Origin of the sequence: Geomonas silvestris (assembly GCF_014193515.1) — a bacterium.
In the GTDB taxonomy this organism is placed as follows: Bacteria; Desulfobacterota; Desulfuromonadia; order Geobacterales; family Geobacteraceae; genus Geomonas; species Geomonas silvestris.
In genome coordinates this window covers 267852-281540 of the sequence record NZ_BLXX01000002.1, presented here as the reverse complement: position 1 = coordinate 281540, position 13689 = coordinate 267852, and the positions used below count along the sequence as shown (strand labels likewise).

Sequence of the window (13689 nt, the reverse complement as noted above, 5' to 3'; positions counted from 1 at the left end):
TAACTCCGGCTCTGTCGGCAGGATTTCTTCTTCAGTCACAGACAGTTTCGGCCGATACCTAAAAAGCACCTCACGCCACGTGGGACAACCAGGAGGTCTTTTTATGAGAATCACCACCAAGATGCTGCTCAGCCTGGCGGTCACCATCGCCGGGTTGCTCGTTCTCTTCGCTTTGTCCATGGCCACCATCGACAAGGTGAAGGTGAACGGGGCCCTCTACCAGGACATCGTCAAAGGAAAGGATGTCGCCGCCGACATCCTGCCGCCGCCAGCGTATATCCTCGAGTCCTACCTTACCCTGCACCTTGTTTTCGACAGTACCGACCAGGCTGAACGCCAGAAGTACCTCGACGATTTCAAGAAGCTCAAGAAAGATTTCGACGACTCGCACGAGCACTGGAAGAAGGACCTTCCCGAAGGGGAGATCAAGAGGGTCCTGCTCAAGGACGTCTTCGAACCGGCGGCCACGTTCTACGACATCGCGCTCAACCAGTACTTCCCGGCGCTCATGGCGGGGGACAAGGAGAAGGCCGGGAAGCTTTTGGGCTCTACCCTGAAAGAGAGCTACCAGGTGCACCGCCAACAGGTAGACCGGCTGGTCAAGCTGGTGGACGCCTACTGCAAAAAGTCTGAAGCCGACGCAGCCGCGACCCTGCGTACCGCGGACCTCATCATGTACCTGGTGACCTTCACCCTACTCGCGGTTGCCACGCTCTTGAGCCTCGCCATCTCCCGCGGTGTCACCCGTCCGCTGGCACGCTGCGTGGGGATCGCCGACCGCCTGGCCACCGGAGACCTCACCGAAGAGATCACCGTGACCGGGAGCGACGAGACCGGCCAGTTGCTGGGGGCGATGAAGAACATGATCGAGAACCTGCGCCACCTGGTGCATGGGACGGTCAACATCTCCACCGGCATCGCCTCCGCCTCGGTCCAGCTGAACGCCACCGCCGACCAGATCGCCACGGCCGCCGTCCAAGTGGCTGCCCAGACCGGGAACGTGGCCACCGCCAGCGAAGAGATGGCTGCCACGAGCGAAGACATCGCCCGCAACTGCGTGAGGGCTGCGGAGGCTTCCCGGACCGCGAGCACCATGGCGAGCGAGGGGGTCGAGGTCGTACAGCAGACGGCGACCGGGATGACCCTGATCTCCGAACGGGTCAAGCACACCGCCGGGGTCGTCGGCACCTTGGGGAGCCGCTCCGACCAGATCGGCGCCATCATCGGCACCATCGAGGACATCGCCGACCAGACCAACCTGCTCGCGCTCAACGCCGCGATCGAGGCCGCCCGCGCCGGCGAGCAGGGACGGGGGTTCGCCGTGGTGGCGGACGAGGTACGGGCGCTCGCCGAGCGGACCACCCGGGCCACCAAAGAGATCGGGGAGATGATCCAGGCGATCCAGCGCGAGACCAAGGACGCGGTGAGCGCCATGGAGGAAGGGGTGCGGGAGGCCGAGCACGGCGCCGAGACCTCGCTGCGCTCTGGTGAGGCCCTTGAGAAGATCCTGGCCCAGATAAACGACGTGACCGAGCAGATCAACCAGATCGCCACCGCGGCCGAGGAGCAGACCGCGACTACCGGTGAGATAACCGCCAACGTCCAGCAGGTTTCCGACGTGGTGCAGGGAACCGCGCGGGGCGCCCAGGAGACCTCACTCGCGGCGGGGCAGCTCTCCCGGCAATCGAGCGAGCTGCAGGAACTGGTGGGTTCCTTCCGCCTCTAAGAAGAGCCGATACCGGAGAGGCTGCCGCGCAGGCAGCCTCTCCGTCTCTCGCGACACCCCTCCGCTTGGCTGCGCTCCCCGTATCCCCCCGCTCTACAGTTCGCTTTTCTCGAAGTCGATGAACCGGTTGATCACCTCTTTCACCTTGCCGATCATCGCCTTGACCCGGCGGCGGGCCCACTCCCGCCGGACGTCGTCCGGAGACCAGACCTGCTTCACCGTGGCGATGTCCACGTTCCACCGGTAGCTTATCTCGTCGAACCGGTCTGTCACCCCGCAGCAGGCGGCCCTGCTCCACTCGGCTTCGCTGCTCGACTTCCAGCGCGCCTTGAACTCCGGGAAGGTCAGTTCGGCTCCGTAGTTCATCTCGCTCAGGTCGAGGGCAACCGGCTCCCCCTGGGGATCCCGGTGCACCCTCTCGACGTAGGCGACGTGCCAGTAGTTCTTCACGGTGAAGACGGCGACGTCCCCCTCGGTCACCTCATCCACCGTGGTGTTTCTCAGGTCGACCATGTCTTCCTTGGTCGGGATCGGAAAGCTCGGTATCTTCGTCTTGATGTAATCGACACAGTACCCGCCTTTGTCCATCCAATCCTCGCAGCTGCAGCTCGCCGCATGGCAGCGTGCACCCGCGGTAGCGATGAATATCCCCCATGCCAAGACGGCAATGCGTAGCACGTAATAGCCCTCCACGACGCGTCGAGGCCGCACCTCGACGCCCAACGCCAGAACACGATAAAAACAAAAGGAGTCGGTAGAGCGACACCCGGTGATTTCCCCCGGCAGCGGACCGTCTTGGCGCAGTTGGGCCACAGCAGCGCGTGAGCGGCGGGCGGCTTCCGTTTCGGCAGGGCCGGGCGCGCGTCGACGCCACGCGGCGGTGCCTGGCCAACAGGAAAGCGCACGGCGGCGCGGCCCCGTCACAGGAGGCCTGCGCGGCCGGTCTTGTACAGCACGGGGGTGTTTCAGGTAACGCTATGCGGGTGGGGAACGTCCGTGGGTCGGGGGAGGCGGAAGAAAGGCGTAGCCCGGCAGGGCGAGCTGCGAGAGGGCGCTTAACCAAGGCGCACGTGCCCAGGCCGGCCGCTCCGGCAACGCGGCGACCTGCTCTTCGCACGGCTTGAGGTATTTCGCGAGCGTCTTCTGCGGGCTCTCCCACACCAGGCGGTGGGCCGCCTTGGGGCGGTGCGGGCGCAACGGTTGCGACAGGTCCGGGACGCGCATCCCGGAGCACAGAAAGCCCAGGGCGACCAGGAAGGTCACCAGGGTCCGCGGGAGAAAGTGAAGGGGGCAAAGAATCGTCATGGTGTCTATCGGCCCCCTTAGTAGCACGTTTGCCCGCAAAAGGGAACCCGAATGCCGCGGGGTCCGATCAGCTGCGGCGCGGCGCCGTTATCTGTTTGCCATCTTCGATTGCTGTGGCAACATTATGCCTGGCTCATAAAAGAGGGTGTTTGCTCAACCGCCGGCGACGAATGGCAGTGGCTGCACAAGCGGCCTACTTCAGACAGCTTAGGCACGGACAATGTGAGGGGGCTCATGGCAGATCGCAACCCTAAGAGGTGGTACGACCGTGGCTGTGTCTGGCTTTTTGCGGTGCTGTTGGCAGCGCTGCTCATCTCTGCCTGTTCGGGGGGGCCGCAGGTCAAGCGCGACCAAGGGGGCGGCAGAGTCGTCGTCTATACCAGGGCCGGCTGCCCCTACTGTGCCCTGGCCAAGAAGTACCTGACGACGCACCAGGTCCCCTTCGAGGAGTACGACATCTTCAGGACCGAGAAGGGAAAACGGGATTTCCAGGCGCTCAAGGGGGTCGGGGTGCCGATCTTCATCGTCGGCGACAAGCGGATGGACGGCTACGACGAGGAGCGGCTGGCAGCTTTGCTCAAGGAAGAGGGGTACCGCGTCAAGTGACCGGCGGGGCCCAGGATCCTGTCGTGATCCGGGGATTTCGGCAGGCAGGGGTCGGTCGCCCAAAGGAGTACCGATGAGCGCACACCTAAAGGATCGGCATCTTTGGGTCACGGGGCACTTCCCCCGGATCGCCCGGCTGGAATTCCCCGAGTGGGTGGAGGACCCCTATCCGCTCATCGAGGAGTTCAGGCTCAAAGGGGAGGCGGCGGACCTCTTCAGCTTCGTCCAGAAGGGGGTGGCCGACACCGCCCCGAGGTTCGACTTCCCCTACGAGCCGGAGGCGCTTGCGCTGCTGCGGCTCACGAGCTACCGGGACTGGTGGGAGAACCGGATCAAGACCCAGGAGCGCAACCGGATCCGCAAGGCCCAGAAGTGCGAGGTCGAGCTGCGCCTGGTCCCCTTCGATCTGCAGCTGATGGGGAAGATCAAGGAGCTCTACGACGAATCCCCCCTGCGCCAGGGGCAGCCGCTCGCGTATCACGGGCAGGGGGTGGACCAGCTCTGGCAGGACCACGCCCGTTTCCTGGAGCGCAGCGACTTCATCGGCGCCTTCCACCGCGACGAGCTGATCGGCTTTGCCAAGGTGGTGCACGACCAGGAGGTGTCGCACATCGTCAAGCTGATCGCCCGGCTGGGGCACAAGGAGAAGGCTCCCTCCAACGCCCTCTTGGCCAAGGTGGTGGAACTCTGCTCGGAACGGCAGGTCCCCTACCTGACCTACAGTACCTGGGGGCGCCGGGGGCTGGGGGACTTCAAGAAAAACCACGCCTTTGTCCCGGTAGCCCTGCCGCGCTACTACGTGCCACTGAACCTGAGGGGGAAGATCGCCGTGCGTCTGCGGATGCACAAGCGGCTTGCCGAGCTGTTGCCCTGCCACTGGGTGGATCTGGCGGCGGAGCTGCGGGGCAAACTCTTCCACTGGCGGGCGGCACTGAGAAAGTGATCCGGCGCGATAAGGTGGATCCATCTCTGCTAAGGAAACTTCCCTGTGGACATTTGACCGGACTGGGCGGGGACGGTAGAGTTGTACAGCTTGACCATCTATGTACGACAACACTGCCAGAAAGGAACCTGCCATGACTCAGTACACCATCGCCGTAGTAGTAGGGAGCTTGCGCCAGGACTCGATCAACCGCAAGCTGGCCCGTGCCCTCGAAAAGCTCGCCCCCCGGGAGTTCACCTTCAAGTACCTGGAGATCGGCGACCTCCCCCTGTACAACCAGGACAACGACGCGAACCCGCCGGCACCGGTAACCAGGTTCAAGGCGGAGATCTCGGCCGCGCAGGCCCTGCTCTTCGTGACGCCGGAGTACAACCGCTCGGTCCCCGGGGTGCTCAAAAACGCCCTGGACAACGCCTCGCGCCCCTACGGACAGAACGCCTGGGCCGGCAAACCCGCCGGGGTCATTGGCGGCTCGATCGGCACCATCGGCACCGCCTTGGCCCAGTCGCACCTGCGCGGCATCCTGGCCTACCTCGACGTCCCCACCCTGGGGCAGCCGGAGGTGTACCTGTTCGTGAAGGAAGGGTTCTTCGACGCCGCGGGGGAGATCGCGAGCGAAGGGACCCGGAAGTTCCTCCAGGACTGGATGGACCGTTACGCAGCCTGGGTCAAGAAGATTGCGGGGTAAGCCCGCCAGACCCGGCAGACCTTCCCGGGCCGCCCATCGTTGGCTGATGGGCGGCCTTTTTTCGTTCCTGCCGTCAAAAGCGGCAAAGGAGGTTGGCGATGACCTACAGCAAAGAGGTGGAGACCAGCATCGACGGGCTGATCCAGTCCTGGCCTGACATAGAGAAGAAGGAGATGTTCGGGGCGCTTTGTTACCTCACCCGCGGCAACATGTGCTTCGGGATCTGGCAGGAGTACCTGATCGTGCGCACCGGACCGGAACTGGCCGACCGCAGACTCGGCGAGGAGAACGTGCGGCCGTTCGAGGTGACCGGGAGGCAGATGAAGGGGTGGGTGATGGTGGGGCGCGAGGCGCTGGAGGCCGAGACGAACCTGGGGGAGTGGCTGGAGATCGGCAAGTCGTTTGCCCAAAGCCTGCCGGAGAAGGGGTAGGTCCCCGCCTTTGGCGAGGCTGCCGGCACGGGCTCTCCACTTCCGGTTCCGACGCGCTGCAGCAGCGGGTCGCGGCGGTCGGCGTTCACCAGCTGCGGAAGGGACCCGAGTCGAGGTGCACGAACCCCCCCTTGGGGTAGTAGCCGACCCCCCCCGGCGCATGCGCACGGGCGGTCTGCCTGAGGGTGTCCAGTCCGATGCCGGCTACGGCGAAGTCGATCGCCTTCCCCTTCATGTGGAGGCTGTGGCGGGCCACCCCGTGCGAGGCGCTGCGCAGCTGGCGGTTGTAGCTTGGGGAGCGGTACCCGGAGATGACCTGGATCTCGCGCCCGCCCCCCAGTGCCAGGTCGAGCCGGTGCAGGTACTCGATGACCCTGAGGTCCATCTCGGTGGTCTCGTTGCTGATCGGACAGCGCAGCGCCCAGTTCAGGGCCTTGAGCGCCTCGGAGTCGTAGACCCCCAGCTCGTTGCGGAAGGTGACGGTCACGCGCTCGTCGCTGTGCAGGTTGTGCAGTGACAGTTTCCCCTCGGGAGCCTTGGGGCGCCCGTCGAAGACCCTGGCGAGCGCCGGCCTTGCGCAGAAGAGGCTCGAGGCGAAGTACAACGACGATTTCAAAAAACCCCTGCGGCAGGTCAGTCGGAACATGACTGGTTCCTCCCTGGCCGGGTCGGCTTACTAGTAGAGGTACACCGGCGTGCCGACCGGGACCATCTGGTACAGTTTGGCAATGTCTTCGTTAACGAGCCGCACGCAGCCGTGGCTCACCGCCTGCCCGATCGTTTCCGGGCGGTTGGTGCCGTGCAGGGCGTAGCCGCTCTCGAGGTTCAGCCGATGGCTCCCCAGGACCTTGTCGAAGCGCCGCTGGTTGGTGCCCAGGGGCGGGACCAAAAGCTTGCCGTTCACGATGATGTCCTTCTCTTCCGAGGCCTCGAGCACCACCCGCTCTCCGTCCGGATACCTGCGGACCACGTCCGCCCCCTCCACCCTCAAAAGCGAGCCGTCGCGCAACACCAGGGTCTCCCTGCGCGCCAGGTGCAAGAGCGCCAGGTGCTTGGTGCGGGCGTGTTCCAGGTAGAACCAGTCCGGCGGAACCCACCGGGGATCGGACTCCTTGCTGGTGACGCTGAGACGGCCGCGCGGCGTGTCGAACTTCCAGAAGCTGCTTCCCCCTTCCTTCACCAGGGTCTTGCCGGACCCGGTTGCGATGCCGGTGCTGAAAACGACACTCCCGCGCTCCTTGTACCAGATCCGCCGCTCCGCGATGCTGACCACCAGGTAGGGACCCTGGTAGGGGACCACGCTCGCGTCCCGTACCAGCTGCCGCGCGACCGCCGCCTCGGAGCGGGCCCCATCCAGTTCGGCAAGCCTCTCGCCCAAAGCGAGCCGGGCCAGGTCGCGCCGGGCCTCTAGGGTAACGGTGTCGAGGAAAAGGGCTGCCCCGAAACAGGCGAGGATCAAAAAGAGCGCGAGGTACCAGCTGCCCCCCAGGCGCCAAAAGCCCGCGGGGCGGGAGTAAACCAGCTGCTGTTGTCGAAGCGCATACCCTTCCATGTCAGTAGAAGTACACCCGCAAACCCGGGCGTAACGCCTCCTTCAAAGCTGCCAGGTCGTCGGTCTGGAGGCGCACCCCCCGTGGGGGTCCCTCCCCGGGAAGCACCGTGTCCGGCAGGCTGTAGAGCAGAAGTCCGCCGCTCAGTTGGAAGGCCAAGGGCTCGCCCCCCGGCGGCTCCGGCCGGGCGGCCCCCCCCGACAGCGGCGCAGTGGGGACCGTCCCCGCAGGATCGACCAGACCTTGCACCCGCCGGGTTTTCAGCGGCGGCGCAGGGTCTTCGGGGCGCGCGGCCAACTCAGGACCGAGGTACACCGGCATCTCGCGCAAGATGGCGCGGTCCCGCAGCAGGTACATGACACCCTGCCGGCGGTCGACGCTCAGGTGCAGCTCCTTGGCCACCAGGGCGTCCCGGCGGGGGAGCAGGGCCCGGGCCTGCGCCAGGTCGGCCGCGGTCTGCTGCTCGAGGGCGCCGCGCTGCTCTTCGCTCCGGGTAACGGCCGTGTTGAGCCGGGCCTCTTCGCGGGTGAGACGGTACTGTTGGAAGATGATGAGCAGGTCGGCGAAGAGGGCAAGGACGATGGCTGCAGTGAGAAGGGTGGCGCTGCGGGGGTAGTGCCAGTGGAGTTCCTGCCACTGGGCAGCAACGCTGTGCTGACTGTGGCTGTGCCGGGGTCTTCCGGTCTGCATGGCTGCCCCTCGTTTCTGTATCGACTCGGACGGTGTTCGGTGACGGATAGCTTCGACACCAGTCGCCAGATGTTAGAACCGCTGGGACAATGACTGGAGAGCCCTCCGCTGAGACAATCATAGCACGAGACGCACAAGGGCAGGGGACTCAATTGCCAGGTGCCGGCCGCTTCTGAAACAGAGCCCGCCGCCGCACAGACTGTTGCCAAGCGCAAGCGCTGTGGCAAGCTTTGCGGCAAAGGGGGTGATCCCCGAACGAACCGGAGCAGGACCTGTAAAGGAGCCTCCATGGATCAGTTCACGGTACATGAGCCTCGCGCGCGGCTGGTCGCCGAGGCCCTGGTGCGGCTCGACTACCGCCCGGACAGCTTCGCGGGGCTCTTCCCGTTCCCGGAGCACCCCTTTCGCGAGCGGCACTTCATCTTCTTTTTAGCCGCCATCGACCACAACACCCACGGCGCCGAGAGGTACCAGGCAGAGCTGGAGGGGACCTTCCTGCACGGCTCCGACCTGATGTACGCCCTGGCCAGGGGGGCGGCCGAGCTCGATCCGGACCTCTTCACGCCAAAGCGCATGGAGCAGATCTCGGAGGAGGAGCTTGCGGCGCTCTTTGGGACCCCGGACGGAAAACTCCCGGTCGGCATGGCGCGGCGCGCGGAGCTGGTGCGCGACGCCGCACGCCTGCTGATCGGCCGCTACCGGGGAGACCTGGCTGAGCTTTTCCGCCAGGCGCACGGCTATCTCAGGTGCAGTGCAGGAGGGGGGATCCTGGCGCGGCTCGCGGAGATGAAGGCCTACGCCGATCCCCTGGAAAAGAAGAGCTTTCTGTTGGTGAAACTGCTGAGGAGAAGGGGGCTTTTAACCGTGCGCGACCCGGAGCAGCTGAAGGTGCCGGTGGATCACGTGCTCTACACCATGGCGCTACGCAGCGGGCTTGTCAGGGCCGCTGCCGGGACCGCAGGGGCGCTCCTCTCCGGCCGCGTGTTGTCCGAGGCCGCCCTGCGCGAGTTGCGCTGCTCGGCCCTGGCAGGGTACGACCTGGTGGCACAGCTCTCGGGGGTGCCGGTGGACCAGTTCGACGACCTGGTGTGGGGGTACGGCCGAGAGTGCCTGCGCTACCCCGCACCGCTTGACCCGGAGCAGCTCGCCGCCATCGCCATTGACCTGGACCGGCACCTGGCGAGCCGCTCGGCGCGCGACGCCTTCCTCCTGGTGCTGAACGGGCTCGACCGGGAGGCTCCGGAGCCGGGGAGGTATTACTCGGTACCGGCCGTGCCCGATACCTGGTTCTTCTAGGGAAGGGAAAAAAGGGATCGGCAGCCCGCGCCGCGCTGCAGCAAAAGAAAGGGCGCCCATCGGGCGCCCCACGTGTTTCGGACCACGTTCTGCTCGGTTATTTCGCCCAGTAGTCGACACCGCCCGGGCCAACCTCGTGGGAGTAGTCGGGCCAGAAGGTCCCGTTCACCGTGGTGCCACGGTCGTGGGTTATCACCTGGTCCTCGGTGGAACCGCCGGTTGCCGAGCCGGAGCCGGACTGGTCGGTGCTCCCCTGGTAGTAGTCAGAGCTCGGATAGCTCTGGTTGTCGTTGTTGCTGTCGGACCCGGGGTTCATCCCCCCGCCACCGGAGCCGCTGGATTCGTCGGTCACTCCGAGGTGACCGTGGCCGCCGGAGCCGGTATCCATGGTTGCCAGCGCGTTGCCGCCACCCAGGGTCAGACCGGAAAAAACGGCTATTGCAAGAGTTTTCAGCAGCATTCTCTTGATGTTCCTCATACGTAACACCTCCTGATCGCCGTACCTGCTTGGCTACCCGTTTAGTATATGAGTTTGCTGAAAAACAAGCAAGGCAATCCAAAGTAATGGTTTCCATCAACACCGCTGCTACCATCGAGTTTCGCTCATTATTACAGTAACGTCTCCGTCTATAATGTCACCTCGCTCATCGAGAATCGACAGTCCGCTCCTGAAATAGAGTGCGGCAGGCACCCAGAGTGCCTCGCCTCCGCGGCAGTCCCAGACGGTGAGGGAGAGAACCTCGCCCCGCGCGCAGTGGCGGCGCAAGATGAGAACTTATCACGTTGACCTGAAAAACCTCACCGGCTCATGATAGTCGGTTCCAAATTACCTGGCAGGAGCGCAGGATCTCGCCCGGATTTTCCAAATTGCTGCACATTGCGTACACATTTCTTCCCTTTTTGCTGTGTAGAGTGCACGGTGGCTCGTGACAGTCTCCTCCTGAACAGACGCAGAACCAGCAGCAAACTTCGCCGTGCCCGATGGCTCAGAGGGCACGGCATTTTTTTGCCCAAAAAAAGGAGCGCTGCGCCACTGCCACCTCCGGGACCGCCCTGCCTCCGCGGTCTGCGCTCCCCCACCCCGGGAAAACCTGCGCACCCAGGCAGCATCTGGAGCGGCAGACTGTTCGAGCGGCTCACTGCATGAAGCACCGGCGCCAAAACGGCTTTCTCTCATGGGATCTCGGACGGGAAGGATTTTTCTGAGTGAGTCAACTTACAAAAGCTCACCAGAACCCCAGCGACAAAACAATGGTTGTTATTTAAAAGGCCCGAATGTTATACTCCCCTCATAACATGCAGTACGGATTCGCCCTGATAGGTGAGAACCAAGGTCGGGAGGTGCGCCGTGAAAACAGATTCCACGTCGGGATTGAGTTCATATACACCCGAAGAGATGAGTGAACTGTACAAGAAAGATCCGCAGCGGTTTGAGGAACTGGCAGAGCAAGCTCTCAAAGATGCCTGTGTCGGCAGAACTCCGGAGCAGACACTCAAGTTCCAGCAGATGCAGTGGAATATCGATGCTCAACTGCGCAGGGCCAAGACACCGCTGGGCAGGATGCATGTCATGGAGAATATTTTCTACACGCGGGTGTTCGGTGAAAACGGAGAACTCGCCCACCTGATGCAGGAGTGCACCGAACTGGTGCGGGTAGCCACTGGCACGGACGGCCCCTCTCAGAGTGAGCCGGCGCCGCGCAGCGAGCCGGTAGTGTCCAAACGACCGGTTTTGCACCTGGTCAAGCGGTAGACCGAGAGTTATGACAGACGAGAAAAGGGCCCGGAACTTCCGGGCCCTTTTCTTTTGAGGCAGGGATGCGGGGTAGGCCTATTCGGCCTTGGCCCGTATGACGCCGCAGGCCACCCGGGCGCCGGCATTGCCGGCCGGGTCGCTCAGGTTGTCGTCGGGGCTGGCGTGGATCACCAGCGCGGTCCCCCCGGGCTTGAGCAGCGAGCCGGGTCCCGGTCCGAGCGTGGTCCCCTCGGCGAGCACCGAGGCCCGGGCGCTGCCGTCGGGCTGCACCTCGAGGTTCGGCATGTCGCCTGCGTGTTTTCCTTCCGGGTTCTTCATGCCGTGGTGCTTGTGGAAGGGGTTGAAGTGTCCCCCCGCCGACTTGAAGTCGGGCCCGGTGCAGTCGCCGGTCTCGTGAACGTGGAAGGCGTGCAGGCCGGGTTTGAGCCCGGAGACCTTCAGGTTGACCAGCACCCCGTCTTTTTGCTCGGTCAAAACCGCCGCGCCGACGGTCTTTCCCGAGGCGTCCTTTATCTCGGCCCACCCCCGCTGGCTGGACCCTTCGGCCCAGGCGCCGGCAGCACTCAGAGCCACCAGCGAACATCCTATCAGGAAGCTTTTCGTTGTCATTGCGACCTCCGCTTGCTTGATCTGGCAGGTCAGGCCGGCGCTGAAGGATCACACAGCCTGCGCTGCTCGGTCTCAAACTATAGATGCTGATCGGGGCAAGTCAACGCACCCGGCACCGTTGCCAGAAGCGACCCCTGGCTCAAAGCATCCCCTTCGGGCAGGTGAAGAGGTCGCGCGCCGGGGTGCGCGCCGTGATCAGCGGGGGCCCAGGGAGGTTTCCAGCCGGACCTGGTAGGGACGGGTGGTGTAGGCGCGGTAGAGGGTGCCGTCGCGGTAGTTGAGGAGCGCCTTGAGACGCTCGTGCATCACCTGACCGGTTACCTGCTCGAGCGCCTGCTCCTCCGAGAACCACCCCGCCTCGACGCTGTCGTCGCTCGAGCACAGCTCCCCTGTGAGGTAGCGCCCCAAAAAGGTGAAGATAAGCGCGGCGGGGGGCGAGAGCATGGACCAGACTGCTGCCAGCGGCCCGGGCTCGATCTCGACCCCCGCCTCCTCCAGCACCTCGCGGCGCAGGGCCTCGATGAGGTTTTCGCCTTCCTCCACGCGCCCCTGCGGGATCTCCCAGCCCCTTTTAGCGTGCCGTATCAACAACACCTGGTTCGCCGCGTTGCGCACCAGGCACCCTACTACCACGGTGTGGCGCGGACTGTGGTCTGACATGTGGTTCCTTTCTGCCGAGGTTTCGGCGCCGGCATTATACCGAAAAGAGCCGCTCGATGGCAGCAAAATCCAGGGTCTTATCGGCGAGGGAGCGGATCAGGTCGAGTTTTTCCCGGTCCTCGGCGACGGTCTTGCTGACATCCTTGTTGATGGCCTGGTACAGGTCGGCCGAGACACCCCCCTGGGCGCGCAGGAACGGGATGCCGCTCTTCTCCAGGATCTGCCGGCTGATGCTGTTCACGTCCGCGCTGCCGGAGATCACCAGCCCCACGATGAGCCGGTGGTACTCGGGGATCTGGTACAGGTGCGCCAGGGTGACCAGAAGCTCGTTGCGGCTGCTGTTGACGATGATGAGCGACGGTTCGGTGAGAAGCTCCATGAAACGCTGGGTCGAGGCGGCACCCACCAGCACCCGGAAGATGATCCGGTCCAGCTCGTTGGTGCTCCCCTGCACCGGCAGGCCGAGCAGGGTCGAGATGCGGCGCAGGGTCGGGTTGGCGAGGACCCGCTGGTAGTCGAACCCCCCGAGCACCTGGAAGCTCTCCTTCTTAAGGGCGCGGCGCAGGTAGTCGAGGGTCCGCTCGCGCTTGTCGGGGAAGAGCTTGTTGACCAGGATCGCCTTCAGGTCGACCGCTTGCTGGGCGAAGAAGGCCTGGATCAGGGCGAGGCGGTCCACCACGTCGCCGAGCCCGCCCCCGGTTACCAGGAGCACGGGTGCCTCGAGCTGGCGCGCGATGCGCGCGTTGGAGATCTGCAGGATCGAACCCACCCCCGGATGCCCGGACCCCTCGATGAACACCAGCTCGCAGCGCTCCTCCAACTGGGCCAAGGCCTTGACGATCCGCTCCATGAGTTCCCCGGGGTCGACCGCCCCGTCCACCACCTGGTGGGTGATCTCGTGGCTGAGCACCACCGGCGACATGGTGTTCAGGTCGAAGCCCAGGTCGAACTCCTGGGCCATGAGCGCCACGTCCTTGTCGATGGTCCGGCCGCGGAACTCGACGGTCTGCCCGCCGAACGGCTTCAGGTAGCCGACGCGCCGGTATTTTTTCAGGGCAAGGTGCATGAGCCCGATGCTCGTGGTGGTCTTGCCCGAGTTCTTCTCTATGGCGGCGATAAAAAGTCTTGTTGCCATCTCCTTTCCCCCGTCTGATGACCGGATGAGTGCTGGTTTTTTCTCCATGGTGGGCCGAAGCGGCTCCCTTTGTAAAGCGCTCTCGGTTTCACCCCGCGCGCCAATGAAGAGGGCTTCGCTGCCGTTCTCATTCTGATGCGCGACGTGGTAAAATAGCGACAGTTGCGAGTTCATGAGCCAGGAAAACCAGGCGACGCGGCGTAACCGGACGGAGAGTGGGGGGACCCCTCTTCCCAGCGGTTCGCTGGACCCGGCGCCTTCCCGGGAAGTTACTCCGCGTCTTCCGTACTTTCC

Annotated in this window: 16 protein-coding genes; 7 read left to right on the top strand and 9 right to left on the bottom strand. The window is 64.4% G+C overall.

Annotated elements, in window-relative coordinates; translation table 11 throughout:
• The first annotated feature begins 103 nt into the window (after window positions 1-103).
• Window positions 104-1726 carry a methyl-accepting chemotaxis protein gene (locus GMST_RS04855; protein WP_183353503.1) on the top strand — a complete coding sequence of 541 codons (1623 nt, stop codon included), beginning with the start codon at window positions 104-106 and terminating at the stop codon, window positions 1724-1726.
• 93 nt (window positions 1727-1819) lie between these two features.
• Here GMST_RS04855 and GMST_RS04850 read toward each other — a convergent pair whose 3' ends face one another.
• Both GMST_RS04850 and GMST_RS04845 read right to left on the bottom strand, forming a co-directional pair.
• Entirely contained in the window at window positions 1820-2404 is a 585-nt protein-coding gene (locus GMST_RS04850) for a hypothetical protein (RefSeq protein ID WP_246399187.1), read from the bottom strand.
• 297 nt (window positions 2405-2701) lie between these two features.
• Window positions 2702-3031 carry a hypothetical protein gene (locus tag GMST_RS04845; protein WP_183353502.1) on the bottom strand — a complete coding sequence of 110 codons (330 nt, stop codon included), beginning with the start codon at window positions 3029-3031 and terminating at the stop codon, window positions 2702-2704.
• Between the two features lie 234 nt (window positions 3032-3265).
• On the opposite strand from GMST_RS04845, the gene GMST_RS04840 reads away from it, so the two are divergent.
• The 4 genes from GMST_RS04840 to GMST_RS04825 all read left to right on the top strand — a co-directional run bounded on the left by GMST_RS04840 (window position 3266) and on the right by GMST_RS04825 (window position 5699).
• Complete coding sequence (locus GMST_RS04840) at window positions 3266-3637, top strand: glutaredoxin family protein (protein WP_183353501.1); 372 nt, start codon at window positions 3266-3268, stop codon at window positions 3635-3637.
• Window positions 3638-3710: 73 nt separating this feature from the next.
• Window positions 3711-4580, top strand: coding sequence for a hypothetical protein (locus tag GMST_RS04835; protein WP_183353500.1), 870 nt, complete (start codon window positions 3711-3713; stop codon window positions 4578-4580).
• Window positions 4581-4713: 133 nt separating this feature from the next.
• The gene (locus GMST_RS04830; RefSeq protein WP_183353499.1) at window positions 4714-5268 is read left to right on the top strand and encodes an NADPH-dependent FMN reductase; all 555 of its coding nucleotides are present in this window, start codon (window positions 4714-4716) and stop codon (window positions 5266-5268) included.
• 98 nt (window positions 5269-5366) lie between these two features.
• A complete protein-coding gene (locus GMST_RS04825) occupies window positions 5367-5699 on the top strand; it encodes a TfoX/Sxy family protein (protein WP_183353498.1) in 333 nt (110 codons plus the stop codon).
• A gap of 85 nt (window positions 5700-5784) precedes the next feature.
• Here the strand turns inward: GMST_RS04825 and GMST_RS04820 are convergent, their stop codons facing one another.
• Genes GMST_RS04820 through GMST_RS04810 form a run of 3 tightly spaced genes read right to left on the bottom strand, consistent with a single transcriptional unit; the run spans window position 5785 to window position 7939 of the window.
• On the bottom strand, window positions 5785-6345 hold the full coding sequence (locus GMST_RS04820) for a YcbK family protein (RefSeq protein WP_183353497.1): 561 nt from the start codon (window positions 6343-6345) through the stop codon (window positions 5785-5787).
• A 30-nt stretch (window positions 6346-6375) separates the two neighbouring features.
• Entirely contained in the window at window positions 6376-7251 is an 876-nt protein-coding gene (locus tag GMST_RS04815; RefSeq protein ID WP_183353496.1) for a L,D-transpeptidase, read from the bottom strand.
• Between the two features lies 1 nt (window position 7252).
• A complete protein-coding gene (locus GMST_RS04810; protein WP_183353495.1) occupies window positions 7253-7939 on the bottom strand; it encodes a hypothetical protein in 687 nt (228 codons plus the stop codon).
• 288 nt (window positions 7940-8227) lie between these two features.
• Here GMST_RS04810 and GMST_RS04805 point away from each other — a divergent pair, with 288 nt between their 5' ends.
• A complete protein-coding gene (locus tag GMST_RS04805; protein WP_183353494.1) occupies window positions 8228-9235 on the top strand; it encodes a queuosine salvage family protein in 1008 nt (335 codons plus the stop codon).
• A gap of 97 nt (window positions 9236-9332) precedes the next feature.
• On the opposite strand, the gene GMST_RS04800 is transcribed toward GMST_RS04805, so the two are convergent.
• Window positions 9333-9713 carry a hypothetical protein gene (locus tag GMST_RS04800; RefSeq protein WP_183353493.1) on the bottom strand — a complete coding sequence of 127 codons (381 nt, stop codon included), beginning with the start codon at window positions 9711-9713 and terminating at the stop codon, window positions 9333-9335.
• An 870-nt stretch (window positions 9714-10583) separates the two neighbouring features.
• Between GMST_RS04800 and GMST_RS04795 the strand changes: the two genes are divergently transcribed.
• Complete coding sequence (locus GMST_RS04795; protein WP_246399186.1) at window positions 10584-10988, top strand: DUF3135 domain-containing protein; 405 nt, start codon at window positions 10584-10586, stop codon at window positions 10986-10988.
• 78 nt (window positions 10989-11066) lie between these two features.
• Here the strand turns inward: GMST_RS04795 and GMST_RS04790 are convergent, their stop codons facing one another.
• The 3 genes from GMST_RS04790 to GMST_RS04780 all read right to left on the bottom strand — a co-directional run bounded on the left by GMST_RS04790 (window position 11067) and on the right by GMST_RS04780 (window position 13395).
• Entirely contained in the window at window positions 11067-11600 is a 534-nt protein-coding gene (locus tag GMST_RS04790; RefSeq protein WP_183353492.1) for a superoxide dismutase family protein, read from the bottom strand.
• A gap of 195 nt (window positions 11601-11795) precedes the next feature.
• Window positions 11796-12260 carry an NUDIX hydrolase gene (locus GMST_RS04785; RefSeq protein ID WP_183353491.1) on the bottom strand — a complete coding sequence of 155 codons (465 nt, stop codon included), beginning with the start codon at window positions 12258-12260 and terminating at the stop codon, window positions 11796-11798.
• A gap of 34 nt (window positions 12261-12294) precedes the next feature.
• Window positions 12295-13395 carry an AAA family ATPase gene (locus GMST_RS04780; RefSeq protein WP_183353490.1) on the bottom strand — a complete coding sequence of 367 codons (1101 nt, stop codon included), beginning with the start codon at window positions 13393-13395 and terminating at the stop codon, window positions 12295-12297.
• Window positions 13396-13689: the final 294 nt, after the last annotated feature.

Excerpts from the sequence above, each read along its gene's own strand:
- GMST_RS04840 (WP_183353501.1), top strand. The coding sequence starts at position 3,266 with ATGGCAGATCGCAACCCTAAGAGGTGGTACGACCGTGGCTGTGTCTGG.
- GMST_RS04820 (WP_183353497.1), bottom strand. The coding sequence starts at position 6,345 with ATGTTCCGACTGACCTGCCGCAGGGGTTTTTTGAAATCGTCGTTGTAC.
- GMST_RS04830 (WP_183353499.1), top strand. The coding sequence starts at position 4,714 with ATGACTCAGTACACCATCGCCGTAGTAGTAGGGAGCTTGCGCCAGGAC.
- GMST_RS04815 (WP_183353496.1), bottom strand. The coding sequence starts at position 7,251 with ATGGAAGGGTATGCGCTTCGACAACAGCAGCTGGTTTACTCCCGCCCC.
- GMST_RS04855 (WP_183353503.1), top strand. The coding sequence starts at position 104 with ATGAGAATCACCACCAAGATGCTGCTCAGCCTGGCGGTCACCATCGCC.
- GMST_RS04845 (WP_183353502.1), bottom strand. The coding sequence starts at position 3,031 with ATGACGATTCTTTGCCCCCTTCACTTTCTCCCGCGGACCCTGGTGACC.
- GMST_RS04810 (WP_183353495.1), bottom strand. The coding sequence starts at position 7,939 with ATGCAGACCGGAAGACCCCGGCACAGCCACAGTCAGCACAGCGTTGCT.
- GMST_RS04805 (WP_183353494.1), top strand. The coding sequence starts at position 8,228 with ATGGATCAGTTCACGGTACATGAGCCTCGCGCGCGGCTGGTCGCCGAG.
- GMST_RS04800 (WP_183353493.1), bottom strand. The coding sequence starts at position 9,713 with ATGAGGAACATCAAGAGAATGCTGCTGAAAACTCTTGCAATAGCCGTT.
- GMST_RS04790 (WP_183353492.1), bottom strand. The coding sequence starts at position 11,600 with ATGACAACGAAAAGCTTCCTGATAGGATGTTCGCTGGTGGCTCTGAGT.
- GMST_RS04825 (WP_183353498.1), top strand. The coding sequence starts at position 5,367 with ATGACCTACAGCAAAGAGGTGGAGACCAGCATCGACGGGCTGATCCAG.
- GMST_RS04785 (WP_183353491.1), bottom strand. The coding sequence starts at position 12,260 with ATGTCAGACCACAGTCCGCGCCACACCGTGGTAGTAGGGTGCCTGGTG.
- GMST_RS04780 (WP_183353490.1), bottom strand. The coding sequence starts at position 13,395 with ATGGCAACAAGACTTTTTATCGCCGCCATAGAGAAGAACTCGGGCAAG.
- GMST_RS04835 (WP_183353500.1), top strand. The coding sequence starts at position 3,711 with ATGAGCGCACACCTAAAGGATCGGCATCTTTGGGTCACGGGGCACTTC.